27 protein-coding genes are annotated in these 22,124 nt (G+C 69.7%); 15 read left to right on the top strand and 12 right to left on the bottom strand.

The features are described 5' to 3' along the window. Positions 1-18: 18 nt before the first annotated feature. The gene (locus tag JDV09_RS02585) at positions 19-219 is read left to right on the top strand and encodes a hypothetical protein (RefSeq protein ID WP_221367558.1); all 201 of its coding nucleotides are present in this window, start codon (positions 19-21) and stop codon (positions 217-219) included. Here JDV09_RS02585 and JDV09_RS02580 read toward each other — a convergent pair. Beyond that, on the bottom strand, positions 199-903 hold the full coding sequence (locus JDV09_RS02580; protein WP_221367557.1) for a histidine phosphatase family protein: 705 nt from the start codon (positions 901-903) through the stop codon (positions 199-201). The two genes, JDV09_RS02585 and JDV09_RS02580, sit on opposite strands and share 21 nt — an antisense overlap. Beyond that, positions 900-1,832, bottom strand: coding sequence for a prephenate dehydratase (gene pheA, locus JDV09_RS02575; protein ID WP_221367556.1), 933 nt, complete (start codon positions 1,830-1,832; stop codon positions 900-902). Before pheA ends, JDV09_RS02580 begins: the two co-directional genes overlap by 4 nt. A gap of 112 nt (positions 1,833-1,944) precedes the next feature. Here pheA and JDV09_RS02570 point away from each other — a divergent pair, with 112 nt between their 5' ends. Genes JDV09_RS02570 through JDV09_RS02560 form a run of 3 tightly spaced genes read left to right on the top strand, consistent with a single transcriptional unit; the run spans position 1,945 to position 4,962 of the window. After that, entirely contained in the window at positions 1,945-2,745 is an 801-nt protein-coding gene (locus JDV09_RS02570) for a DUF2470 domain-containing protein (protein ID WP_221367555.1), read from the top strand. 51 nt (positions 2,746-2,796) lie between these two features. Then, positions 2,797-3,561, top strand: a complete 765-nt coding sequence (locus tag JDV09_RS02565; RefSeq protein ID WP_221367554.1) for a CPBP family intramembrane glutamic endopeptidase — start codon at positions 2,797-2,799, stop codon at positions 3,559-3,561. Between the two features lie 51 nt (positions 3,562-3,612). Continuing rightward, entirely contained in the window at positions 3,613-4,962 is a 1,350-nt protein-coding gene (locus JDV09_RS02560) for an LCP family protein (protein WP_372452829.1), read from the top strand. A gap of 5 nt (positions 4,963-4,967) precedes the next feature. On the opposite strand, the gene JDV09_RS02555 is transcribed toward JDV09_RS02560, so the two are convergent. From JDV09_RS02555 to JDV09_RS02545, 3 genes are read right to left on the bottom strand one after another with little or no spacing between them, the layout of a single operon-like run. Beyond that, positions 4,968-5,789, bottom strand: a complete 822-nt coding sequence (locus tag JDV09_RS02555; RefSeq protein WP_221367553.1) for a glycerophosphodiester phosphodiesterase — start codon at positions 5,787-5,789, stop codon at positions 4,968-4,970. Between the two features lie 4 nt (positions 5,790-5,793). Next, entirely contained in the window at positions 5,794-6,816 is a 1,023-nt protein-coding gene (locus JDV09_RS02550) for a DUF4328 domain-containing protein (protein WP_221367552.1), read from the bottom strand. 34 nt (positions 6,817-6,850) lie between these two features. Beyond that, on the bottom strand, positions 6,851-7,201 hold the full coding sequence (locus JDV09_RS02545; RefSeq protein WP_221367551.1) for a rhodanese-like domain-containing protein: 351 nt from the start codon (positions 7,199-7,201) through the stop codon (positions 6,851-6,853). A 374-nt stretch (positions 7,202-7,575) separates the two neighbouring features. On the opposite strand from JDV09_RS02545, the gene JDV09_RS02540 reads away from it, so the two are divergent. After that, a complete protein-coding gene (locus tag JDV09_RS02540) occupies positions 7,576-7,734 on the top strand; it encodes a hypothetical protein (RefSeq protein WP_221367550.1) in 159 nt (52 codons plus the stop codon). Positions 7,735-7,783: 49 nt separating this feature from the next. Here JDV09_RS02540 and JDV09_RS02535 read toward each other — a convergent pair whose 3' ends face one another. After that, complete coding sequence (locus tag JDV09_RS02535; protein WP_255604736.1) at positions 7,784-8,137, bottom strand: S26 family signal peptidase; 354 nt, start codon at positions 8,135-8,137, stop codon at positions 7,784-7,786. A gap of 22 nt (positions 8,138-8,159) precedes the next feature. Between JDV09_RS02535 and sodN the strand changes: the two genes are divergently transcribed. The 3 genes from sodN to JDV09_RS02520 all read left to right on the top strand — a co-directional run bounded on the left by sodN (position 8,160) and on the right by JDV09_RS02520 (position 10,200). Then, positions 8,160-8,582 carry a superoxide dismutase, Ni gene (sodN, locus tag JDV09_RS02530; RefSeq protein WP_221367549.1) on the top strand — a complete coding sequence of 141 codons (423 nt, stop codon included), beginning with the start codon at positions 8,160-8,162 and terminating at the stop codon, positions 8,580-8,582. A 182-nt stretch (positions 8,583-8,764) separates the two neighbouring features. After that, complete coding sequence (locus JDV09_RS02525; RefSeq protein WP_221367548.1) at positions 8,765-9,298, top strand: peptidase; 534 nt, start codon at positions 8,765-8,767, stop codon at positions 9,296-9,298. Positions 9,299-9,801: 503 nt separating this feature from the next. Further along, complete coding sequence (locus JDV09_RS02520; RefSeq protein ID WP_011782790.1) at positions 9,802-10,200, top strand: helix-turn-helix domain-containing protein; 399 nt, start codon at positions 9,802-9,804, stop codon at positions 10,198-10,200. A gap of 40 nt (positions 10,201-10,240) precedes the next feature. Here the strand turns inward: JDV09_RS02520 and JDV09_RS02515 are convergent, their stop codons facing one another. From JDV09_RS02515 to JDV09_RS02505, 3 genes are read right to left on the bottom strand one after another with little or no spacing between them, the layout of a single operon-like run. Further along, the gene (locus JDV09_RS02515; protein WP_221367547.1) at positions 10,241-11,410 is read right to left on the bottom strand and encodes a hypothetical protein; all 1,170 of its coding nucleotides are present in this window, start codon (positions 11,408-11,410) and stop codon (positions 10,241-10,243) included. Further along, a complete protein-coding gene (locus JDV09_RS02510) occupies positions 11,407-11,898 on the bottom strand; it encodes an ImmA/IrrE family metallo-endopeptidase (RefSeq protein WP_221367546.1) in 492 nt (163 codons plus the stop codon). The genes JDV09_RS02515 and JDV09_RS02510 overlap by 4 nt, the downstream gene beginning before the upstream one ends. Before the next feature lie 60 nt (positions 11,899-11,958). Next, positions 11,959-13,011 carry a hypothetical protein gene (locus JDV09_RS02505; RefSeq protein WP_221367545.1) on the bottom strand — a complete coding sequence of 351 codons (1,053 nt, stop codon included), beginning with the start codon at positions 13,009-13,011 and terminating at the stop codon, positions 11,959-11,961. A gap of 210 nt (positions 13,012-13,221) precedes the next feature. On the opposite strand from JDV09_RS02505, the gene JDV09_RS02500 reads away from it, so the two are divergent. The 4 genes from JDV09_RS02500 (at position 13,222) to rraA (ending at position 15,565) form a co-directional block, all read left to right on the top strand. Beyond that, positions 13,222-13,887 (top strand): DUF6474 family protein, encoded by a 666-nt coding sequence (locus JDV09_RS02500; RefSeq protein WP_221367544.1) that lies wholly within the window; start codon positions 13,222-13,224, stop codon positions 13,885-13,887. A gap of 6 nt (positions 13,888-13,893) precedes the next feature. Further along, a complete protein-coding gene (locus tag JDV09_RS02495) occupies positions 13,894-14,454 on the top strand; it encodes a copper resistance CopC family protein (protein ID WP_221367543.1) in 561 nt (186 codons plus the stop codon). 74 nt (positions 14,455-14,528) lie between these two features. Further along, positions 14,529-15,032, top strand: a complete 504-nt coding sequence (locus tag JDV09_RS27135) for an Rv3852 family protein (protein ID WP_221367542.1) — start codon at positions 14,529-14,531, stop codon at positions 15,030-15,032. Between the two features lie 44 nt (positions 15,033-15,076). Continuing rightward, positions 15,077-15,565, top strand: a complete 489-nt coding sequence (gene rraA / locus JDV09_RS02485; protein WP_221367541.1) for a ribonuclease E activity regulator RraA — start codon at positions 15,077-15,079, stop codon at positions 15,563-15,565. Here the strand turns inward: rraA and JDV09_RS02480 are convergent. Continuing rightward, a complete protein-coding gene (locus JDV09_RS02480; protein WP_221367540.1) occupies positions 15,546-17,030 on the bottom strand; it encodes a flavin-containing monooxygenase in 1,485 nt (494 codons plus the stop codon). The genes rraA and JDV09_RS02480 overlap by 20 nt on opposite strands. Before the next feature lie 363 nt (positions 17,031-17,393). On the opposite strand from JDV09_RS02480, the gene JDV09_RS02475 reads away from it, so the two are divergent. Together JDV09_RS02475 and dinB are read left to right on the top strand one after the other, a co-directional pair. Beyond that, a complete protein-coding gene (locus JDV09_RS02475; protein ID WP_221367539.1) occupies positions 17,394-18,023 on the top strand; it encodes a TetR/AcrR family transcriptional regulator in 630 nt (209 codons plus the stop codon). 24 nt (positions 18,024-18,047) lie between these two features. After that, positions 18,048-19,262: a DNA polymerase IV gene (dinB, locus tag JDV09_RS02470; RefSeq protein ID WP_221367538.1), complete on the top strand. Its 1,215-nt coding sequence runs from the start codon at positions 18,048-18,050 to the stop codon at positions 19,260-19,262. 13 nt (positions 19,263-19,275) lie between these two features. Here the strand turns inward: dinB and JDV09_RS02465 are convergent, their stop codons facing one another. Then, the gene (locus tag JDV09_RS02465) at positions 19,276-20,280 is read right to left on the bottom strand and encodes a PHP domain-containing protein (protein ID WP_221367537.1); all 1,005 of its coding nucleotides are present in this window, start codon (positions 20,278-20,280) and stop codon (positions 19,276-19,278) included. Positions 20,281-20,293: 13 nt separating this feature from the next. After that, entirely contained in the window at positions 20,294-20,860 is a 567-nt protein-coding gene (locus JDV09_RS02460; protein WP_221367536.1) for a TIGR03086 family metal-binding protein, read from the bottom strand. Between the two features lie 62 nt (positions 20,861-20,922). Between JDV09_RS02460 and JDV09_RS02455 the strand changes: the two genes are divergently transcribed. Beyond that, entirely contained in the window at positions 20,923-21,783 is an 861-nt protein-coding gene (locus tag JDV09_RS02455) for an LLM class F420-dependent oxidoreductase (RefSeq protein WP_221367535.1), read from the top strand. Positions 21,784-22,124 lie beyond the last annotated feature (341 nt).

The following is a 22,124-nucleotide window of genomic DNA, read 5'->3' as shown; positions in this document are numbered from 1 at the left end:
GGGTGCTATGAACGGGTCATGACCGCCGAGTGCCGCGCCTGCAAGGCCGGCCTCGGGCATTGCCACGGGACGCTGATCCACCATCCCCACCGGCGCGACGAATGCACCGAACCCGATTGTGCGACCCCCGACACCGCGCATGCGCTGCACATCGACTGCGGGGCGGTCGGGTGCGCCTGCGCCAGCGCCGATGCGGTGTCAGCCCATCGGGTCGGCTGAGGTACCGGCATCCCCGGCGATCGCCGCGGTGGGTTCCGGATCGAACGGAGGGCTCAGCCGTCCCCAGCGCAGGCAACTCCAACGCCCGTCGGTGATCGGCGCCAGCACCACCGATTCTGTGTTGGCCAGGTGGTTGTCGATCGCGAACCGTCCGTCGACTCCGGCGAGCACCGCCGACACCAGGCGGATGGCCGCGCCGTGGCTGACCACGACGATGTCGTCGTGCCAGCCCTCGTCGTCGAGGTGGCGCCTGCGTAGCCGCTCGAGCACCGGGACGTAGCGGTTCAGCACGTCGTGTCCGGTCTCCCCGCCGGGCAGTGCCAGGCCCAGCTCGCCACCGTGCCAACGCCGGTACACCGAGTTGAACTCGTCGTGGGCACCCTCGTCGGTGCGGTCCTCCAGGTCGCCGACCTGCACCTCGTGGATGCCGTCGAACTCGTGCAGCCGGGCCGCGGCGCTGATCTCTGCGCTGATTGCCGCGCTGATTTCCATGGCGGTCTGCACGGCGCGGGTGGCGATCGAGTGCACGATCATGCCGGGCCGCCGATCCAGGGTCCGGGCGAAAGCGCGGGCCTGGTCGCGGCCGAGCCCGGTCAGCTCGGCGCCCGGCGGCCGGGTGTCCAGGCGCCGATCGACGTTGCCGTGTGATTGTCCGTGCCGTACCAGCACCAGCCGGCCACTCACGGCCGGCCCGCCCGGATCCGGTCCAGCCAGGCGGTGGCCTCGTCCGTCGCCGGCGGCGCTGTGCCCACCATGTCACCGGTCGGCCAGGACCCCAGGTAGCGAAGGTCGGCGCACCGGCGGTGCAGTGCGCGCAGCGCCTCGGCGACCGAGTCGTCCTCGACGTGGCCCACGAAGTCGAGGAAGAACATGTAGGTGCCCAGCTCGGTGCGGGTGGGGCGGGACTCGATGCGGGTCAGATCGATGTCGCGGATCGCCAGCTCCGTCATCGCCGAGACCAGGGCCCCCGGCTCGTTGTCCAGCCGGAGCACCACCGACGTGCGGTCGGCCCCGGTGCGCTTCGGCGGTGGCGCCGGCTTGCCGACCAGGACGAACCGGGTGCGCGCGTTGGGTTCGTCGACGACACCCGCCGCCAGGGTATCCAGCCCGTAGCGTCGCGCGGCCAGTTCCGTCGTCACCGCGGCATCGGCGTGGCCGCCCGCGACGTCCTGGGCCGCCGCGGCGTTCGAATTGGCGGGAACCAGTCGAGCTTTCGCAAGATGCTCGGACAGCCAGTGTTTGACCTGGGCGGCGGCCACCGGGAAGGCCGCGACGGTCGCCACGTCGGAGCCGGCCAGGCCGGGCCGCACGGCGATGGCGAACGCCACGTCGAGCGTGAGCTCGGCGTAGATCTGCAGCGGGGTTCCGGTGGCCAGGCTGTCCAGCGTGGGCAGCACCGATCCGTCGATCGAGTTCTCGATCGGCACGACCGCGAAATCGGCCTGCCCGGACCGCACCGCCGCCAATGCGAGCGGGGTGCTCTCCGCCGGGATCGGGGTGACGCCGCGGGTGTCGAGCAGGTCGGTCTGCGGGATCAGACCGTTGGCCTCGATGGCGCGCAGGGCGGCTTCGGTGAAGGTTCCCTCGGGGCCGAGATACGCGATGCCTGCCACCACTCCAGCGTATCGGTTCGAAGCGGTAATCCCATTCCGCTGCATGAAGGCCTTGCGCGCCTTGGCCATCGCTAGTTAAGTTAGGCTCACCTTATCAATGAGGGGCGGCGAGATGACACCTTCGGTACCGACCACCGCTGAGCGGATCCGCAGCGCATGCGCACGCGGCGGCGGGGCGATGCTCGCCGCGGCCGGGACCGAGCCCCACCCGACGCCGATTCGTCACTTCCTCGACGACGGGTCGTTCGCCGTCACCTCCCCAGTCGACGGTGCGGTGACCGCGCTGGTCGTCTCGACGGGCAGCGCCGGCGTCCCGGCCGTGCTGGAGATGACCGACTACGCGCCGCTGCCGCTGCGCGAGCCGGTGCGGTCGCTGGTCTGGATCCAGGGCAGGCTGCATGCCGTTGCGGCCGCCGAGGTCGCCGGCCTGCTCGACCTGGTGGCCAGCACGGACCCCGATCCCGCCTTACTGCAGGTCGATTCGGGTCGGCACCAGAACAACGAGGATGCCGGTCCGGAGGCCCGCTACACGCTGCTGCGACTGGAGGTCGAATCCGTCGTCGTCGCCGATTCCACCGGCGCCGAGTCCGTTCCGGTCGCGGCACTGCTGGGCGCCCGCCCGGACCCGTTCTGCACGATGGAGTCCTGCTGGTTACAGCACCTGGAGGCCGCCCACCGCGACGTGGTCGACCGGCTCGCCGCACGCCTGCCGCAGGCACTGCGCCGGGGGCGGGTCCGGCCGCTGGCCCTGGATCGCTACGGCGTGCAACTGCGGGTCGAGGACACCGACGGCGACCACGACGTCCGGTTGGCGTTCCCCAGTCCGGTCGACGACGTGAACGGACTGAGCCGGGCGATCCGGGTGCTGATGGGCTGCCCGTTCCTCAACGGGCTGCGCGCGCGAGGTGCCTGAGCCCGGCGCGCGACACCTCGGCGCGAGACCGGCCCGGCTACCGTAGCTGCGGTGACCGAGTCCCCACCCGACCTGACCGATACGCAGCGGCGCGCCCTGCGCATCGAGATCGCCGTGGTGCTGGCGGTCACGTTCGCGCTGAGTGCCTACATGGCGCTGCTCAGCCTCATCGAGAGCGTGCTGCAGGGTCTGTCGGGTCAGACCGTCGCGCTCAACCCCCGCCGCTCGCCGTTCGACCTCATCGACCTGGGCATGAGCCTGGCCGGGCTGTTTCAGCTGCTGGCGTGGGGCGCGCTGGCGGTGTATCTGCTGTGGCGCAGCGGTGACGGTCCGGCCGGGGTCGGCCTGGGCCGGATCCGTTGGCGCCAAGATGTTCTCGGCGGTGTCGGGCTGGCGACCCTGATCGGTGTCCCGGGGCTGGCGCTGTACCAGATCGCCCGGATCCTCGGGCTGAACGCCGCGGTCGAACCCGCCGAGCTCAACGACACCTGGTGGCGGATCCCGGTACTGCTGCTGATGTCGTTCGGCAACGGATGGGCCGAGGAGGTGATCGTCGTCGGGTTCCTGCTCACCCGGTTGCGCCAGCTGCGGGTCAACCCGTGGGTGGCGCTGGCGATCTCGGCCCTGCTGCGCGGGGCCTATCACCTCTATCAGGGGTTCGGCGCGGGCCTGGGCAACGTCGCCATGGGTCTGGTGTTCGGCTACGCCTGGCAACGGACCGGGCGGCTGTGGCCGTTGATCATCGCGCACACGCTGATCGACGCAGTCGCGTTCGTCGGCTACACGCTGCTGGCGGGTCGGCTCGGCTGGCTGTAGCTGCGCGGCGAGGTCCGCGACGACGCCCGCTCGAGCACGTACATTCTTGCTGTGACCGACAAGCGGCCGCCGTTTCCGGGGCCCGCTCCCCCGCCCCGGCCGGGCGGCGGGCCGCCGCGGCACCCGGAGCCGCCTCAGGTGATCCGCCGCGATCCCAACTACCGGCCCGCCTGGCCGCCGAATCCGCCGACTCCGCAGCGCAGGCCGCCGGCCCCGCCACCACAACCGCCAGGGCAGCGCAGACCGCCGCCCCCACCACCAACGGATCGGCCGCCACCCCCACCACCAACGGATCGGCCGCCACCCCCACCACCAACGGATCGGCCGCCGCCCCCACCACCGCGCGGGCCGGCACCACCACCGCGCCGGCCGGGACCACACCGGCCGCCTCCGCCGCCATCGGCCCCGCCGGCTGCGCGCACGCCCGGCAAGCCCCGGCGGCGGACCCGCCGCTGGGGACGCATCCTGCTCGCCTGCCTGGTGGTCGTCATCGCAGGCACCCTCGGCACCGGCCTGTGGGTGGACACGTCACTGACCCGCGTCACGGCGCTGACCGACTACCCGGAACGGCCGGCGCAGGGTGCGGGAACCACCTGGCTGCTGATCGGATCGGACAGCCGCGAAGGGTTGAGCGCCGAGCAACAGGCCGACCTCACCACCGGAGGCGACCTGGGCAGCGGACGGACCGACACCGTCATGCTGGTGCACCTGCCCGCGCCCTTCTCGGGCACCGCGGCGACGATGGTATCGATCCCGCGCGACTCCTATGTGCCGATCCCCGGATACGGCAGCGACAAGATCAACGCGGCATTCGCCGTCGGCGGGCCGCAGCTGCTGACACAGACCGTGGAGCTGGCCACCGGGCTGCGCATCGACCACTACGCCGAGATCGGCTTCGGGGGGTTCGCCGGTCTGGTCGACGCCGTCGGCGGCGTGACGATGTGCCTGGCCGATCCCATCAACGACCCGCTGGCCGGGATCGATCTGCCGGCCGGCTGCCAGCGGCTCGACGGCCGCAGCGCTCTCGGATTCGTGCGCAGCCGGGCCACGGCGCGCGCCGACCTGGACCGGATGACCAACCAGCGCCAGTTCATGTCGGCGCTGGTGCACCGCGCAGCCAGTCCGGCCGTCCTACTCAACCCGTTGCGCTGGTACCCGATGATGCGTGCGGCGGCCGACACCGTCTCCGTCGGCGAGGGCGATCACGTCTGGGATCTCGCCCGGTTGGGCTGGTCACTGCGCGGCGATCTGACCACCGTGACCGTCCCGATCGGCGAGTTCACCGAAAACGGGTCCGGCTCGATCGTGGTGTGGGACAGCGAGGCCGCCCAGCGGCTGTTCGCGGCGCTGGGTTCCGACTCGCCGGTTCCTCAAGACGTGCTCGACGCCGCCGATCAGTAGCGGAGTCAGTCCCGACCCGCGCCGGTCAGACCGTTCTCCAGCCAGGCCTTGGTGCGGCCGGGGTGGTTCGTCGCGATCCAGGCCACCCCGAGGTCCCGGCAGTACTGCACGTCCTCGTAGTGGTCGACGGTCCAGCAGTACAGCGCGCGGCCCTGCGCCGCTGCGCGGTCCACCAATTCGGGGTGTTCGCGCAGCGTGGCGATCGAAGGGCCGACCGCGGTGGCCCCGACCGTGGTGGCCGCGCTCCCACCGAGATAGCGCGACGTCTCGCCCAGCAGCACGGTCGGCAGCATCGGCGCCGCACGACGGACCCGCCACACCGCCGCCGCGGAGAACGACATCACGACCGCCCGGGACAGATCCGCCGACGGCGGCGACGCGATTCCGTAGCGGTGCAGCAACGCCAACACCTTGCTCTCCACCAGTGCGCCGTAGCGCACCGGGTGTTTGGTCTCGATGAACATCTTGATCGGCCGATTCCAGTCCAGCACCAGGGTCACCAGGTCCTCGAGGGTGAGCAGACCGGTGTCACCGTGGCTGCCGTCGGCACGCCAGCTCGGATGCCAAGCGCCGTACTCCAGTTCCCGTAGCTGGGCCAATGTCATCTCGCTGACCAGCCCGGTCCCCGTCGACGTGCGGTCCAGACTGCGGTCGTGCACGCACACCAGGTGCCCGTCCCTGGTCAGCCGGACGTCACATTCCACGGCATCGGCGCCTTCCTCGAGCGCCCGTTGGTAAGCGGCCAGGGTGTGCTCGGGACGGTCGGCTGAGGCACCTCGGTGGGCCACCACGAACGGATGGCCGCCGACGGTCTCGCCCGAGCTCATAGGCCTATGCTGCCGGGTTCTCCCCTTCGGGCTCAACCGCACAGGCAGGATCGGTGTCCTTCGGTTCGTCGGTCTCGACGGCCACCATCACCCAGCGCTTGTACGGCCGTTCCACCGGTTGCCGCTCGAATCCGAGCAGTACCCGCAATGCCAACAACACCGCTGCCAGCCCGAACAGATAGGCCACGATGGTGGTGACCGTGTTGTCGGCGATGCCCTGGGCGTCGGTGGTGAAACTGGTCGCTATCGAGAAGCCCGACAGCGCGGTGCTGGCCAGCCACACCATCCACCACGCGACGATCGGCCTGCGCAGCCCGTTCAGCCGGTCCTCGATCTCGGCCAGCTCGACGACGAACACCGGAGCCCACGCCAGGTTCACCAGCGGGATCAGACAACCCGCGCGCAACGCCCACGTCGACCTCGGCTCCGGGCGCTGGTGATGCGCGAACGCGGCGGCCCGCCGTGCGATCAACCAGTTCGTCAGCACCACCGCGCTGGCGACCACCATGAACACCGCGATGACGCTCGCGGCGACGCCCACCCAGGTCGCCACGCCCGCAACCCACCGGTTGAGCAGCACGGTGCGGTTGATGATCAACAGGACGTAGCGCAGCAGGTGGATGAACGCGGCGGCGCCCAGCACCGCCATCGTGGCCAGCAGGGTGGCGCGGACCGCGGCCACCGACGGGCCGGCCCGGACCACCTGCGCCTCGCCGGGCGACTCGAAGTATTCGGTCAGTCCCCACCGCGGAATGACCGGGTAGCGAGGGGTGGGACCCAGCGGGCGGCGCCGCACGCGCGGCGGTGGCGGGGCACCCGGGCGAACCGCCACCCAGCGGTAGCCGGCGGGCAGCGACGCGCCGGAACGGGGCGGCACCGCTGGCATCGACCCCGGCCGCGGTGCCCATTCCGGCTGGGCAGCGGGACCCGACGGGGCGAGCAGCGTGCCGTTGCACCGCGGGCACCAGACCCGTTGCCGGTCACGGACGTTCCACCGCGTCCCGCACTGGGAACACACCTGGATCATCGCACCAGCCTAATTGCGTCGCCGCGGTGCCCGGTCAGACGGTGCCCGGACCACCGTCGTCGGTCACCACCGGACGGCCGGCGCCCGTCCACGCCAGCATCCCGCCCGTCACGTTGACCGGTTCGTAGCCGTTGCGGGCCAGGAACTGGGCGACCCGCTGGGACCGGCCCCCGGCGTGACAGACCACGAACAGCTGCGCCTCGGTGTCGATCTCCGCCATCCGTGCCGGGACGTCGCCCATCGGGATGTGCTGAGCACCAGGCGCATGCCCGCGCCGCCATTCGTCGTCCTCGCGGACGTCCAGCAGCACGACCGGGCCCTCGGTGTCGTGAAAGGTCAGCGGCATGTCTTCGATGGCCACCTGCGGCACAACTGTGTCGTCCATGACGCCATGCTGGCACGACGGTGGTGGGGCACACCAGCAAAAGAACCCGGGTAGCAATCCGGACGCTATCCACAGTTTGCACAACTTCATCCACAGGACACATGCCCAGTCCGGCCTCGTGAGCTTGCCCAGTCGGGATCGACACCGGCCGGTGCTGTGGATAACGCGACCCCGCAACGCCACGGCGATCAACAGGGCGCAGGCCGCGGCAGCGAAATCGCTCGTAGGGCTAAGTAATCGCGGTGTAATACTCAGACACCTGTGCCCGATTTCTCAGCAGGGAACAAGAGAGGTTATGATCGGCGTCACACGAGCAGCTTGTGACAGAGATCTCACCGGGAAAGGGTGTGCAGCGTGCAGGGGAGGAGCTTCTGATGGCGTCGTCTTCGACGGGTTCGGGGTCGGCATTCCCGCCATCCGAGTGGAACACCCCATCGCGCGTGTACACCCGAAGCCAGTCGATGGCCTTCCTGCGCGCCGGCGTCATCGCCCTCGTGTTGCTGGGCATTCTCGCCCTGATCGTCCTGACCTGAGCCCCGGCCCACTGCCTCCCGCTGAGCCCCGGCCCACTGCCTCCCGCTGCTAGCGGGCCCGCCTGCCCCGCGCCGTGAACACCACCCGGTAGGACCCGGCCACCGACACCGGCACCAACTCATCGGAGCCGACCGCTCCGGGTGCGGCCGGATTGTCCGAACGGAACTCGAAGATCGCGTCCCGGCCGCTGCCGTGGACCGCCGTCACGCGCTTGACCAACCAGCGGGTGGACTGCCAGGGATGCGGGAACAACCGCAACTGCCCCACCCTGGGCGCACCGAAACGTACCGCGAGCAGCCCGTCGCCCGGCTGAAGTGCCGGGCGCATGGAGTCCTCCACGACGACGAAGCTGCGCAACGGCGAGCGCCAGCGAATGGGTCGCGGCCGATGGTTTCGGCGCATGGCCTAAGGGTAAGTTAGGTCCATGCTGCATCGACTCTTCGCCAACTCCACCCCCGCCCATGCCCACTGCGACCTGTACTGCGGCGTCTATGACCCCGCGCAGGCCAAGATCGAGGCACTGTCGTGCCTCAAGACGCTGCAGAAGTACCACGATTCCGACGACGACCACTTCAAGACCCGCGCCATCCTGATCAAGGAGCAGCGCGCCGAGGAGGTCAAGCATCACCTGATGGTGCTGTGGGCCGACTTCTTCACCAAGGACCACTTCGAGCAGTTCCCGAACCTGCACCAGCTGTTCTGGGACGGCATCCACGGCGCCGGCGACGTGAAGAAGTCGCTCGACGTCGCCGTCGCCGAGAAGCTGCTGGCGACCATCGACGAGATCGCCGACATCTTCTGGCAGACCGAGAAGGCCAAGGGTATGGGCGTGTACCCGCCCGCCTGACGCAGCGCTCGTCCACCACGACGGATAACCACCCGGCCCGGCCACTTCGGCCGGGCCGGTTTTTTGGTTCCCCCCGGGTTGCCGGTCGTGTCCACTTGCGTGCCGGTACGGACCTGCCGCATTCTGAGCGGATCGACCCACAGGCGTGTCGGGCTATCTGCTCCAGGGTGCCGGGAGGCGAGATGGATTTCGGGTCCGGGCGGGCGATCGAGATCGCTCCGTTTCATTCGCGTGGATCGCTCAAGGGCTTCGTGGTGTCGGGGCGGTGGCCGGATTCCACCAAGGAGTGGGCACAACTGCTGATGGTCGCGGTGCGCGTCGCCTCCCTCCCCGGATTACTTTCCACCACAACGATTTTCGGTGTCCGCGAGGAACTGCCCGACCAGCCCGAGCCGGGCACCGTGGGCCTGGTCCTGGCCGAGGGGCCGGTGGTCGGCGATTCCGCGGTCGGCCCGGGTCATTTCGCCGATCGCCAGCCGCCGGCGCTGATGATGCTGCATCCGCCGTCGGAGACCACCCCGTCGCTGCCGGAATGCAGTGGAGCCGCATCGGGCTGCGTGCTCCTCCCCGGACTTCCCCACCTCGGCCTCGAGCATCGGGCCGCCTGGGTGGAGGCGGAATCCGACGGCACCGTCACCTCGATGGTCAGCCGGGTCGGCGTCGACCCGATCAGCCATCCCGACACCGCCATCCTCGCCATGCTGCTCGCCGCGTAGGCGCGACGCCCGGGCCGAAGCGCGACGCCGACCTGGTCACGGTCGGCACCGGACCTCGGCGGGCATGCCACTGGCTACCGCCACCGTCGGCACCCACCGCGCGCCGGCAGAACGCCGCAGATCGTGCCGCGACGAGGCGCGGAGCACGGACCCGCCGCGTTGAGCGAACAGTCCACAAGAGGGTGCCAGCAAACTTCGAGGATGCCATCAGTCAACGATCCCGCGGTTGCCCGCCCAATTGGGCACCCGATCGACCCGTTGAGTTTCGGCACAGCCCTGGGGATGGTAGCTACGCTGGCGTTATTATTTGCCTAGTCGCACGGTAGCCGTCGCGGCGCCGAGTCCCGGCACCATACCGCCCCCAGCCGGCGGCAATGCACCCCAGCCTGAACCGGACCAACTTTTACGTCGTTTGCACTTGGTTGTGCCCACAACTATGGCTACGATAGTCAGCAAATACGCCGCCCTGCAATGCCGCTCTTTTCCCCCTGGAGGTCAAACCGATGAGCAACACGTTCGCCGCTCGCCTTAACCGGCTGTTCGACACGGTCTACCCGCCAGGACGCGGTCCGCACACCTCCGCGGAGGTGATCGCGGCATTGAAGGCCGAAGGTGTCACCATGTCCGCGCCGTACCTGTCGCAGCTGCGTTCGGGCAACCGAACCAACCCCTCCGTAGCGACGATGGCCGCGCTTGCCAACTTCTTCCGGATCAAGCCGGCCTACTTCACCGACGACGAATACTACGAGAAGCTCGACAAGGAGCTCACGCTGCTCGCGGGCATGCGCGACGAGGGTGTTCGCCGGATTGCGGCCCGTACGGTCGGCTTGTCGGCCGAGGCTAAGCAGGACATCGTCCAGAAGGTCGATGAACTCCGTCGTCGCGAGAACCTCGACGATTAGCCGCGTCGCCGCGGTGACGTGGCGGTCGGCGAATCGGGGTTCACGCCGGCTCGGGGTTACCGGCACCTCGGGTGCGTCGGCGGTACTGCTTTGCGATCTCGAGGATCCATTCCCGGTCGGAGTGTGAGTCGGGCTGACGTAACCAAGCCAGACCCGGGAAGGCCGCCCGGTCCGCCCCTGTCGCACCGTCGGTGTCCGCGTAGATCCAGTCGGCGATCGCTTCGGCCTGTTGCACCGGGGTCACCTCCGGAGCGGACAGATCGGCACTCTCGACCAGGTCCGGCAGATCATCGACGTCGGCGGCTGCGCCGCCCGCGCTGTCCACCCGGCGCAGCGCGCGCTCTGCCGCAGTGGCCTCCAGGAAGAGCGCATCGGAGATCAGCGACATCCGCTCGGCCACCCGGAACGCGAGCGGTCCCCGTGGACGCACTCCGATCCCGATATCGGGGTGGCGCTCTCCGAGCTCGGTGAGCAGCGGCTGGATCAGGCGCAGTTCGCGGCGCGCCCCGAACCAGTCCTCCAGGCTGGGAAGCAGCGAACCGGCCGCGACAACGAGCATCGCGCAACCCAGCAGGGTCGCCGCCGCACCCACCCCCACCAGCCCGGACGTGCCGAGGGCACGAAGCACGAAGAAGGCCAGGGCCAGCACGATCAGCACGATCCCCACCGTGAAGACGAACAGCGCCCGCCCGCGCCGCGTCCGGTTGGAGTGCCGCAACCCGGCCCAGACCACCAGGCTCAGCGCCAGCAGCACGTACAGCAGCGGCAGCAACCACGGCAGTGCATTTCCACCGGAACCCAGGTTGCGTCGCAGATACTCCTCGGGCGCCATCTCCGGCTGCTGGCCGGCTGCGAAGAACACGACGAGGCTGACGACGGCGATCACCGCCGCGACGAAGTACTGTGCGAACGCGATCTTCCTGGCGGTCGAGGGGCTCCGGATCGACGAGACGGTGGTGATCATCACGCAGCTGCCGGCGGCGCTCGCGATCAGGGCGACCTGACTCAGTCCGACGGAGATGTTGGGCCAGTGGACCGCCGTGTCGATCAGCAGTGTCAGCGGCAGCCAGTTGAGTGCGGCGACGACGCCGAGACTGCCGAGTGCCAGGATCATCGCGGTGCTCACCAGCGATTGCTTGTTGACCAGGGCCCAGCCGATACGCAGACCGGTGGCCAACCCGAGCAGACCGGCGATCACCCAGATGATCAACCAAACGCCTCTCCGAGGCGGACCTGCACGATCGACGAGCGATCGGAGGGCAGCCGGCCAAGCCGGTAGATGAGCAGCGCCGCGAAGTCCTCGGCCTCCTGCTCGGCGTCTTCGCCGTTGGGTCCCATACAACCGGTGCGCTGGTTGAGCATGTAGCCGATCAGGTCACTGCCGGCCAGCTCGGTCTGCTCCTCGGCTGCTTGCACAACCGGGATGCCGTCGTGGCACAACACCAGATGACCGAGTTCGTGCGCCAGCGTGCGGTCCCAGGTCGGTAGCCCACGCTGGATCAGGAAGACGTCATGGTCGACGTACTGACGCCACTGGCCACACACCCCGGGCGGTAGTTCTGCGGTCGTGATGTCGATACGTCGTCCGCGGTTGTCGCTGACGGCGTCGACCAGACGGGTCAGTGACACCTCCCCGTGCCGCGGAGCCAGGTCGAGTACCTCGCTGACGGCACGGGTGACGTGACGGCTGGCAGACATGACACCTCCTCTCGATGGTCCACTATGCGCTGCTCACCACGCCGGGGTGGGCAGTTCCCGCTAGTTCATGAAGCGTGCGATTCCAATGGTGCGCACCGCGTGCCCGGCCTTGGCCTGGCGGTACCCGAGCAACCCGCCGGCACCGGTGAGCACCAGAATCCCAGCCAACCCGGGCAATGCCAGGGCAGCCACCTGAGACATACCCGCGGTGCGGAGATACTCCCCGTAGCCGACCCGGTAGGACGCCGCCGGGACCCGCACGTTGGCGCCCGCGGTCGCGGGCGCCGACTGCCGGGCCTGCGGTGGTGTCGCGCTGGCCTGGCGCGGGGCGGCGGGCAATCCGGGGGAGCCGGCCCCGGCTGCGGGGAGGCCGGCACCCGCGGCGGGCCCGATCGGGCCCGCGACGACGAGGGGCGCGCTCATCGGCGCCCCAGCGACACCGCCGGCGCCCACCCCGATGCCGGGCACGGTGTCGATCGCGTCGGGCCGCACGGGATCGCCGAGCGGCGGTAGGACCTCGGGCAGTTCGTCCGCCGACGGCACCGAACGGATCGGGCCGGCCGGCAACCGGGAGGGGAGCCCTCCCCCGAACCGGTAGTCCCCACCCGAGCCGACCTCCTCGGGCGCGACCCGCGGCGGCGGCCACGGCCATGGCCAACCACCCGGGCCGCAGTCCTCGTCGCCCTGCTCACAACACGGAGGCCGGGGCTTCTCCTCGGCCTCCGGGTCGACCGGGTCGCCGTCGGCCCCACCATCGACGGCCAGGTCAGCTGGCTCGCTGTCCGGGTCGGCGCCGGGGTCGATGGGGTCGTCCTCCGAACCGCTGGGGTCGATGGGGTCGTCCTCCGGACCGCTGGAATCCCCTACGTCGACCGCGGCGGCGGCGTCCGTCGCGGGACGCCCACTGCTGCGGGCGGGCGGGTCCGACCGTTCCTCGTGACCGTCGTGCCGGTGCCCGGGCTGCCGCGACGATTCCGCCGTCGCAGCGCCCGCGACGTCCTCCTTGGTCGACGCCCCGGGCTCGGCAAAGGCCGGCGCGGTGGCCGTACCCCCGGCCAGCAGGCCAGACGCAACCAGGCAGGCCGCTGCCCCGATGCGCGCACGCGAACCCACGTCGTCACCACCCCTTGAGGCGTTCACCCCGTCCCGACCCGATGATCAGCCGATTCTCGCACAAACCCGCGGGTCAATTTGCTGAGAGCCACAAACACCCCGGCCGTCGGGCCGCGGAAACGCCGCTGCACACCGAACGCTAGGGTGGGTCATCGTCCCCGCCTGATCCCGGGCCGGGACGCGCCGACGAAAGAACGGGAGGCCGCTGGGATGGGTCTGTTCAGACGACGTAAATCCCGGGCAACCCGGCGGGCCGAGGCCCGCGCGCTCAAGACCAAGGCCAAGCTCGAGGCGAAACTGTCGGCCAAGAACGAGGCCCGCCGGTTCAAGGCCGAGCAGAAGGCGCAGGCGCATGCGCTCAACGCGCAACTCAAGGCCCAGCGGGCCAGCGACCGGGCCGCACTGAAGGTTGCTGAAACCGAACTGAAGGCTGCCCGCGAGGGCAAATTCCTCTCGCCCTCCCGGGTTCGCAGGGCACTGACCGTGTCACGTTTGCTGGCGCCGGTGGTGGTGCCGCTGGCCTACCGTGCCTCCATCGCCGCACGCGGGCTGATCGACGAGCGCCGCGCCGACCGTTTGGGTGTGCCGTTGAGCCAGCTCGGCCAGTTCTCCGGGCACGGCGCGCACCTGTCGGCCCGCATCGCCGGAGCCGAGCAGTCACTGCGCACGCTCAGCGAGAAGAAACCCAAGGATCCCAAGAACGCCGAGGCCAAGCAGTTCGTCGCGGCGATCGACGAAAGGCTGCGCGACCTCGCTGCGGCGGTGACAGCCGCCGAGAACATGCCGCCGGCGCGCCGGCGGGCAGCGCACGCCGCCATCGCCGAACAGCTCGACGGCATCGATGCGGACCTGATGGCCCGGCTCGGCGTGGTCTGAGATCGCATGCCGGCACGTCACCGATGGACCGCCGCCCTGGCCATCCTGACCGCCGTGAGCTGCGGTTTCGTTGGCGCCGCCCTGATCGGCGCCGGTTCGGCCCGGGCGCATGCCGCGCTGATCGCGAGCGACCCGGCCGGTGACGGCGAGCTGGCCCAGCCGCCGGTGCGGGTCAGCGCCACGTTCAACGAACCGATGCAGGCCCAGTTCGCCGCGATGGCCGTGATCGGCCCCGATAGGCAGCAGTGGTCGGATGGGGATCCGACCGTCGACGGCGCGCAGATCGGCGTCGGGCTGCGGCCCGGTGCACCGGCGGGCGTATACACCGTGAACTACCGCGCCACGTCGGCCGACGGTCATGTCGTGTCCGGTTCGTGGTCCTATCGGGTGACTGCGGCGCCTCCGGCGACCAGCCCACCGCCAGGCTCCCCCACATCGACCGTCGCGAACGCGGCACCGCCCTCGACCCCCACCACCACCGATGACGACCCGCCGGTGTGGCCGTTCGTCGCGGCGGCCACGGCGATTGTCGCCGCCGCGGCGTTGTGGGCGGTACGGCGGTCGTGACCCCGCGGGGGCCGAGGACCGACCTGGCATGATGGGGTCCACTGCCGGGTGCAGACACTCAAAGGAGCAGCGACATGGCAGACGAGCCGGAGCGGCCCGACGAAAGTCCCGACGCCGCAACCCCTGCGGCACAACCCCCGGTGCCGCCGACGAAGAAGGCCCCCGCCGCGAAGAAGGCCACCCCTGCGAAAAAGGCCGCTGCGGCTAAGAAGACTCCCGCCAAGAAGGCACCGGCCAAGAAGGCCGCGGCCAAGGCCGCGAACAAATCCGCGGAAAAGGCCACACCTGCCAAGAAGGCTCCAGCGAAGAAGGCCGCACCGGCCAAGAAGACCCCGCCGCCGCCCGCCGCCGCGCCTGCCCAGCTCGCCGCGACCAACGGCAGCCTGGCATCGGCCGCCAAAGAAACGGCTGCGCAAGCGAAGTCGACGGTCGCCACCGCAAGCGACGCCGTCTCCACCCCGGCGCCGGCCACCACGGCCCCCCGCGAATCCGCGCTGCTGCCCATCGCCGCGGCCGTCATCACCGGCCTGCTCGCCATCGTCGTCGTGCTGTGGGCCGCGCGGCGCGGCGGCGACTAGACCGGGCCCGGCCGGAGCGATCCGGCCCCTGGGATAATGGCGCGGTGACCGTGACACCGCGCCCCACCGCTGACCTGGTCGACGACATCGGGCCCGACGTCCGCAGCTGCGACCTGCAGTTCGGCCAGTACGGCGGCCGCCCGCAGTTCGCAGGACCGATCACCACAGTGCGGTGTTTCGAGGACAACGCACTGCTCAAGTCGGTGCTCTCCGAACCCGGCCACGGCGGGGTGCTGGTGATCGACGGCGCCGGATCGGTGCACACCGCGTTGGTCGGCGACGTCATCGCCGAGCTGGGCAGGTCCAACGGCTGGTCCGGCCTGATCGTCAACGGCGCTGTACGCGACGCATCGACTCTGCGCACCCTCGACATCGGCATCAAGGCGCTGGGAACCAATCCGCGTAAGAGCACCAAGACCGGCGAGGGCACCCGCGGCGAGGCCGTCGAGTTCGGCGGCGTGGTGTTCACCCCCGGCGACATCGCCTACAGCGACGATGACGGGATCGTGGTCGTCACACCGTCCGGGCGGTAGATGCCGCGGGAACCCGGCGCCGCGAGAAGTCGAGCTCGCCGTCGTCGACCTTGCAGCTGCGGATCATCCGCAGGTCGATCAGATAGTTCTGCCTGAGCTGCCAGGGCGACTTCGAACCCGTCTTCGGCAGCTGGTGCAGCGCACGCTTGATGTACCCCGACGTGAGGTCGACGAACGGCCGCCGTTCGACGTCGTCTCCGGGATCGTGTGGGACGACGATGTCGTATCCCTTCTCGTCCATGTAGCGCAGCAGCCGACTGACGTATTCGGATGTCAGGTCGGCCTTCAGGGTCCACGAGGCGTTGGTGTAGCCGAAGGTGAACGCCGTGTTCGGCACGCCGGACAGCATCAGGCCGCGGTATGCGACCGTCTCGGTGACGTCCAGCGGTGTGCCGTTGCGCAGCACCTGGGCGCCGCCGAAGAACTGCACGTTCAAACCCGTTGCGGTGACGATGATGTCGGCGTCCAGTCGCTCGCCCGACTTCAGCAGGATCCCCTCGGGGGTGAACCGTTCGATCTCATCGGTGACGACATCGGCGGCACCCTTGCGGATGGCCTTGAAGATGTCGCCGTTGGGGGCCAGACACACGCGCTGATCCCACGGCTTGTAGTTCGGGCTGAAGTGCCGGTCATAGTCATAGCCCTCCGGCAGACGCCGTTCGGCCATGGTGCGCAACGCCTTCCGGAACGTGTCGGGCGCGACGCGGGCAAGTTGGTACTGCGCCATGGACTGCAGGATCGCCTTCCAGCGCACCGCCCGGTAGGCGATCTTCTCTGGGAGACGCCGGAACGCGCGCGCGGCGAACGGGTCCTTGTCGGGCAGCGACCCGATGTAGGTGGGCGTGCGCTGCAGCATCGTGACATGTCCCGCGCCGCTGTCGACGAGCGCGGGGATCAGCGTGATCGCGGTCGCTCCGCTGCCTATCACGACGATCTTCTTGCCCTGGTAGTCGAGATCCTCCGGCCAATGCTGCGGATGCACGATGGTGCCGCCGAACTCGTCTGCACCGGTAAACGTGGGCGAGTAGCCATCGTCGTAGTTGTAGTAGCCGCTGCAGGCCCACAGGAACCCCGCGTTGATCTGGATCAGCTCGCCATCACGCTCGATCGTCAACTCCCAGTGGCCTTCTTCGTCTGACCAGTTGGCGGCGAGCACCCTGTGGCCGTAGCGCACGTGCTTGTCGATGCCGTTCTCGGTGGCGGCCTCGTTCAGGTAGTTCCAGATCGAGGGACCGTCGGCGATCATCTGATCGGTCGCCCACGGCTTGAAGTGGAACCCCAGGGTGTACATGTCCGAGTCGGACCGGATTCCGGGGTACTTGAACAGGTCCCAGGTGCCGCCGAGCTTGTCCCGCCGTTCGAGGATCACATAGTTCTTCTCGGGACACTGGCCCTGCAGATGCCAGGCGGCACTGATGCCGGAGATCCCGGCTCCGACGATAACGACGTCGACAAATTCGGTCATGTTGTAAACGCTATCAACGCCTCGTCGAAGGAGTCAACGCAGTGTCGAAACGATCGACACCGTGTAAAGTGACCGCCGTGACCACCGCCAGATCGTCACTGCCGTGACCACCGCCCGATCGTCACTGCCCTGACCACCGCCAGATCGGCACTGCCGTGACCACCGCCCGATCGTCACTGCCCTGACCACCGCCAGATCGGCACTGCCGTGACCACCGCCCGATCGTCACTGCCCTGACCACCGCCAGATCGGCACTGCCGTGACCACCGCCCGATCGTCACTGCCCTGACCACCGCCAGATCGGCACTGCCGTGACCACCGCCAGCTCGTCACTGCCGTGACCACCGCCAGATCGTCACTGCCGTGACCACCGCCAGCCGGGCCCGCCACGGCCACGGCCGGCGCACGGTGCGCCCGTCCGGCGACGACCGCGAGGTGGCGATCCTGGAGACCGCCGAACTCATGCTCGAGCGGCGGCCGCTGGCCGAGATCTCGGTCGACGACCTCGCCCGGGGGGCCGGGATCTCGCGACCGACCTTCTACTTCTATTTCCCGTCCAAGGACGCGGTGCTGCTCACGCTGCTCGAACGGGTCATCGCCGAGGCCGACGCCGCGCTGCAGCGACTGGTCGCCGACCGGCCCGCCGACCGGCTCAGCATCTGGCGGGACGGCATCAACGCGTTCTTCGAGACCTTCGGCGCTCACCGCGCGGTGTGCGCGGCCAGGTCGTCCAGCCCCGAGGCCCGGGCCCTCTGGGCGACCTCGATGCAGCGCTGGATCGACCACATCGCCGCAGTCATCGACGCCGAGCGCGCCAACGGCGCGGCTCCGGTGACCGTACCGTCCGTCGAGTTGTCGACGGCGCTGAACCTGCTGAACGAATCTGTGATGACGGCGGCGTTCACCGGCCACCAGCCGGCGATCCCGGATCACCGGGTGCTGGACAACCTCGTCCACATCTGGCTGAACGCCATCTACGGCGCCTCCCACTGACCTGTCGGCATCCGATGCGAACATATGTTCGTGTCCGACGTGGCTGCCATTCTCCACGCGGACCTCGACTCGTTCTACGCGTCGGTGGAGCAGCGCGACGATCCGTCGCTGCGCGGGCGCCCGGTGATCGTGGGCGGCGGGGTGGTACTGGCCGCCAGCTACGAGGCCCGGGCCTATGGGGTGCGCACCGCGATGGGCGGGCGGCAGGCCCGGACACTGTGTCCGCACGCCGTCGTCGTGCCGCCCCGGATGAGCGCGTACTCGCATGCCAGCGCAGCGGTGTTCGACGTCTTCCACGACACCACCCCGATCGTCGAGCCGCTGTCGGTGGATGAGGCGTTCCTCGACGTCTCCGGGCTGTACCGGGTGTCGGGAACGCCCGTACAGATCGGCGCCCGGTTACGCGAACAGGTCCGCGAGCGGGTCGGGCTGCCGATCACCGTCGGCATCGCCCGGACCAAGTTCCTCGCCAAGGTTGCCAGCCAGGAGGCCAAACCCGACGGGCTGCTCCTGGTGCCGCCGGACCGCGAGCTGGCGTTTCTGCACCCGCTGCCGGTGCACCGGCTGTGGGGGGTCGGCGCCAAGACCGCCGAGCGGCTGCGCGCGCACGGCATCGAGACGGTCGCCGACATCGCCGGGCTCAACGAGACGACGCTGGGCTCGCTGGTGGGCGGAGCCATGGGCCGCCAGCTCTACAGGCTCTCGCGCAACATCGACCGGCGCCGGGTCGTCACCGGCCACCGGCGCCGCTCGGTCGGGGCGCAGCGCGCGCTGGGCCGGGCCGGCAACGACATGTCGCCCTCCGAGGTCGACGCGGTCGTCGTCAACCTCGTCGACCGGATCACTCGGCGGATGCGCACCGCCGGCCGGTCCGGTCGCACCGTCGTACTCCGTCTGCGATTCGACGACTTCGGCCGGGCCACCCGCTCACACACCATGCCGCGCGCCACCGCGTCCAACGCGGAGATCCTGGCGAGTGCGCGCACCCTGGTCGACGCGGCCGGCCCGCTGATCGCCGAGCGTGGGCTGACCCTGATCGGGTTCGCGGTGTGCAACATCGACCGCGACGGCGCCCAGCAGCTGGAGTTGCCCTTCGGGATACCGCCGCTGTCGGTGGACCGAAACGACATCGATACGGCCGTCGACGCAGTCCGGGGCCGCTTCGGCAACTCGGCATTGACCCGCGGGGTGCTCATCGGCCGCGGCCCCGGCCTGGAGACCCCGCTGCTCCCGGACTGAGCGCTGCGACTCGTTAGCGGGCGGCCCAGTCCAGCAGCTTGTCGGCAGGCCAGGTGTTGACGATGCGATCGGCGGCCAGGCCCGTATCCAGCGCGCGCTGGGCGCCGTAGCCGAGGAACTCGAGCTGCCCGGGCGCGTGCGAGTCGGTGTCGATCGAGAACACGCACCCGATGTCGATGGCCAGGTTCAGCAGCCGGGTCGGCGGGTCGCGACGCTCGGGGCGGGAGTTGATCTCGACGGCGGTGCCGTTGTCCCGGCAGGCGGTGAAGACCTTCTCGGCGTCGAACTTCGATTCGGGCCGCACACCGCGCCCTCCGGTGACCAGCCGGCCGGTGCAGTGACCGAGCACGTCGGTGTGCGGGTTGGCGATCGCGTTGAGCATGCGCCGGGTCATCGCCGGGGCGCCCATCGCGAGCTTGGAGTGCACGCTGGCCACCACGATGTCGAGGCGCTCGAGCAGGTCCGGTTCCTGATCCAGCGAGCCGTCCTCGAGGATGTCCACCTCGATGCCGGTGAGGATGCGCATCGGGGCGACCCGCTCGCGCACCTCGTCGATGACGTCGAGTTGGTGTCGCAGCCGATCGGCCGACAGTCCGTTGGCGACCCGCAGCCGCGGGGAGTGATCGGTCAGCGCGCAGTACTCGTGGCCGAGGTCGCGGGCTGCCAGCATCATCTCCTCGATCGGCGCCGATCCGTCCGACCAGTCCGAGTGCACGTGCAGGTCGCCGCGCAGCACGGCGCGGATCTCGCCACCACCGAGATCCTCGGCGGATTCCCGCAATTCGACCAGTACGTCCGGCTCTCGGCCGGCCCACGCCTGCGCGATCACCGCCGCGGTCTTCGGCCCGATCTTGGGCAGCGCCTGCCAGCTGTTGGCGGCGCCGTGCCGGTCGCGCTGCTCGCCGGTCAGTGCGGCGATCACGTCGGCGGCGGTGCGGTAGGCCATCACCCGGCGGGGATCCTCGCGCGCGCGGTCCTTGTAATAGGCGATCTGCCGTAACGCCGCTACCGGGTCCATGGGTCCAGTGTGCCTACGCCGGCCAGCCCGGCTCCCGGCCGGTCATCGCCACCACCCGATCCAGCAGCGGCGCGTCGCCCGGGACCACAACGGGGGCGTCGAACAGGCCCTCGACCGGGTTCTCGGCGAACGCCGCGACGTGCGGCAGGATCAGCCCGAGCAGATCCTCGTCCACCCGGTAGGGCAATCCCACGGCGCGGGCCAGGTCCCAGCCGTGGACGACGACCTCCGTCAGTGCGATCAGTCCACCGACCTCCGCGGGGAAGTCGATGCCACCCGCACGCGTCATCCTCTCCCAGGCTGCCGAATCCAGCCAGGCGGCGGCCAGCCCGACCAGCCGGCGCGGGTAGTCGCTTCGCCAATCGTCATCCAGGGATGCGCCGGGGACCGGCGGCGTATCCGTCAGCTCGCCGAACTCCTTGCGCGCCGCGGCGGTGAACGCCGACGCCAACCCGCCGAGGTGGGTCACGAGCGCGGCGGCATCCATCTCGCGGCACGGCGTCGGACGCGACAGTTGGTCGTCGCCGACCGCGGCCAGAAGCTCGGCGGTGCGTGCACAGGCGGTGGTCATGTCGATCATGTCGATACCGACCCGCGCGCAGCGGTGAACTCATCGATCACCCGCGTTCTAGAGTCGGGGAGGTGAGATTCGCGTTCAAGACGTCACCGCAGAACACCACCTGGTCCGACATGCTCACGGTCTGGCGAGCCGCCGACGACATCGAGGTCTTCGAGTCGGGCTGGACCTTCGACCACTTCTACCCGATCTTCTCCGACCCGACCGGTCCGTGCCTGGAGGGCTGGATCACCCTGACCGCACTGGCCCAGGCCACCACGCGGCTGCGGGTCGGCGTGCTCGTCACCGGTATCCACCACCGCCACCCGGCGGTGCTGGCCAACATGGCATCAGCGCTCGACATCGTCTCCGGCGGGCGCCTCGAACTGGGTATCGGTGCGGGCTGGAACGAGGAGGAGTCCGGCGCCTACGGCATCGAACTCGGCACCATCAGGGAGCGTTTCGACCGCTTCGAGGAGGCCTGCCAGGTTCTGATCGGGCTGCTGTCACAGGAGACGACGACGTTCGACGGCACGTTCTATCAGCTGACCGACGCACGCAACGAACCCAAGGGGCCGCAACGCCCGCATCCGCCGATCTGCATCGGCGGCAGCGGCGAGAAGCGCACGTTGCGGATCACCGCCCGGTACGCCGACCACTGGAACTTCGTCGGCGGTACACCCGAGGAGTTCGCCCGTAAGCGCGATGTGCTCGCCGCACACTGCGCCGACATCGGTCGCGACCCCGCGGAGATCACGCTGTCGTCGCACATCCGGCTCAGCCCGGACCACGACTACGACGCGGTGATCGAGCAGGCCGCCGCGCTCGGTGCCGAGGGACTGGACCTGGCGATCGTGTACCTTCCGCCGCCCTACGATCCGGCGGTGCTCGAGCCACTTGCCGACCGGATCCGGGCGTCGGGACTGCTTGACAGCAAAGTCCGCTGACGGTCACGGAGCGATAACGGCTAGGCAAACATCCGATCACTGCCCGTCCCGCGCGGGTAACCGGCGGACGGCGGGTTCGCTAGTAGCCGAATCGAAGGAGTTCGTCAGCGGTGACGAGTCGCTCCGCCTTGGCGGGGAACTCACGGCTCTTCAGGGGATGTCGGAACAATGACCAGGCCATTCGACCCACCCGGGACCGGGCAATCGGGTTGTGGTACACGGTGATCACTCCTGCGGTGCGCAATAGCTGATCCGGGGAGCCACTTTACCGCAGCACCCTCACCAAGTCATTAGATACCGACCCGCTGGCAAACCACCGGAGGCACGCCGATGAATGTTGC

The organism is Mycolicibacterium xanthum (genome assembly GCF_019710635.1).
Lineage (GTDB): Bacteria > Actinomycetota > Actinomycetes > Mycobacteriales > Mycobacteriaceae > Mycobacterium > Mycobacterium xanthum.
The sequence above is the reverse complement of the archived record's forward strand: the minus strand, read 5'-3'. Positions and strand labels throughout refer to the sequence as shown.

Excerpts from the sequence above, each read along its gene's own strand:
- JDV09_RS02585 (WP_221367558.1), top strand. The coding sequence starts at position 19 with ATGACCGCCGAGTGCCGCGCCTGCAAGGCCGGCCTCGGGCATTGCCAC.
- JDV09_RS02570 (WP_221367555.1), top strand. The coding sequence starts at position 1,945 with ATGACACCTTCGGTACCGACCACCGCTGAGCGGATCCGCAGCGCATGC.
- JDV09_RS02555 (WP_221367553.1), bottom strand. The coding sequence starts at position 5,789 with ATGAGCTCGGGCGAGACCGTCGGCGGCCATCCGTTCGTGGTGGCCCAC.
- JDV09_RS02550 (WP_221367552.1), bottom strand. The coding sequence starts at position 6,816 with ATGATCCAGGTGTGTTCCCAGTGCGGGACGCGGTGGAACGTCCGTGAC.
- JDV09_RS02545 (WP_221367551.1), bottom strand. The coding sequence starts at position 7,201 with ATGGACGACACAGTTGTGCCGCAGGTGGCCATCGAAGACATGCCGCTG.
- JDV09_RS02540 (WP_221367550.1), top strand. The coding sequence starts at position 7,576 with ATGGCGTCGTCTTCGACGGGTTCGGGGTCGGCATTCCCGCCATCCGAG.
- JDV09_RS02535 (WP_255604736.1), bottom strand. The coding sequence starts at position 8,137 with ATGCGCCGAAACCATCGGCCGCGACCCATTCGCTGGCGCTCGCCGTTG.
- sodN (WP_221367549.1), top strand. The coding sequence starts at position 8,160 with ATGCTGCATCGACTCTTCGCCAACTCCACCCCCGCCCATGCCCACTGC.
- JDV09_RS02525 (WP_221367548.1), top strand. The coding sequence starts at position 8,765 with ATGGATTTCGGGTCCGGGCGGGCGATCGAGATCGCTCCGTTTCATTCG.
- JDV09_RS02520 (WP_011782790.1), top strand. The coding sequence starts at position 9,802 with ATGAGCAACACGTTCGCCGCTCGCCTTAACCGGCTGTTCGACACGGTC.
- JDV09_RS02510 (WP_221367546.1), bottom strand. The coding sequence starts at position 11,898 with ATGTCTGCCAGCCGTCACGTCACCCGTGCCGTCAGCGAGGTACTCGAC.
- JDV09_RS02500 (WP_221367544.1), top strand. The coding sequence starts at position 13,222 with ATGGGTCTGTTCAGACGACGTAAATCCCGGGCAACCCGGCGGGCCGAG.
- JDV09_RS02495 (WP_221367543.1), top strand. The coding sequence starts at position 13,894 with ATGCCGGCACGTCACCGATGGACCGCCGCCCTGGCCATCCTGACCGCC.
- JDV09_RS27135 (WP_221367542.1), top strand. The coding sequence starts at position 14,529 with ATGGCAGACGAGCCGGAGCGGCCCGACGAAAGTCCCGACGCCGCAACC.
- JDV09_RS02480 (WP_221367540.1), bottom strand. The coding sequence starts at position 17,030 with ATGACCGAATTTGTCGACGTCGTTATCGTCGGAGCCGGGATCTCCGGC.
- dinB (WP_221367538.1), top strand. The coding sequence starts at position 18,048 with ATGTTCGTGTCCGACGTGGCTGCCATTCTCCACGCGGACCTCGACTCG.
- JDV09_RS02465 (WP_221367537.1), bottom strand. The coding sequence starts at position 20,280 with ATGGACCCGGTAGCGGCGTTACGGCAGATCGCCTATTACAAGGACCGC.
- JDV09_RS02460 (WP_221367536.1), bottom strand. The coding sequence starts at position 20,860 with ATGATCGACATGACCACCGCCTGTGCACGCACCGCCGAGCTTCTGGCC.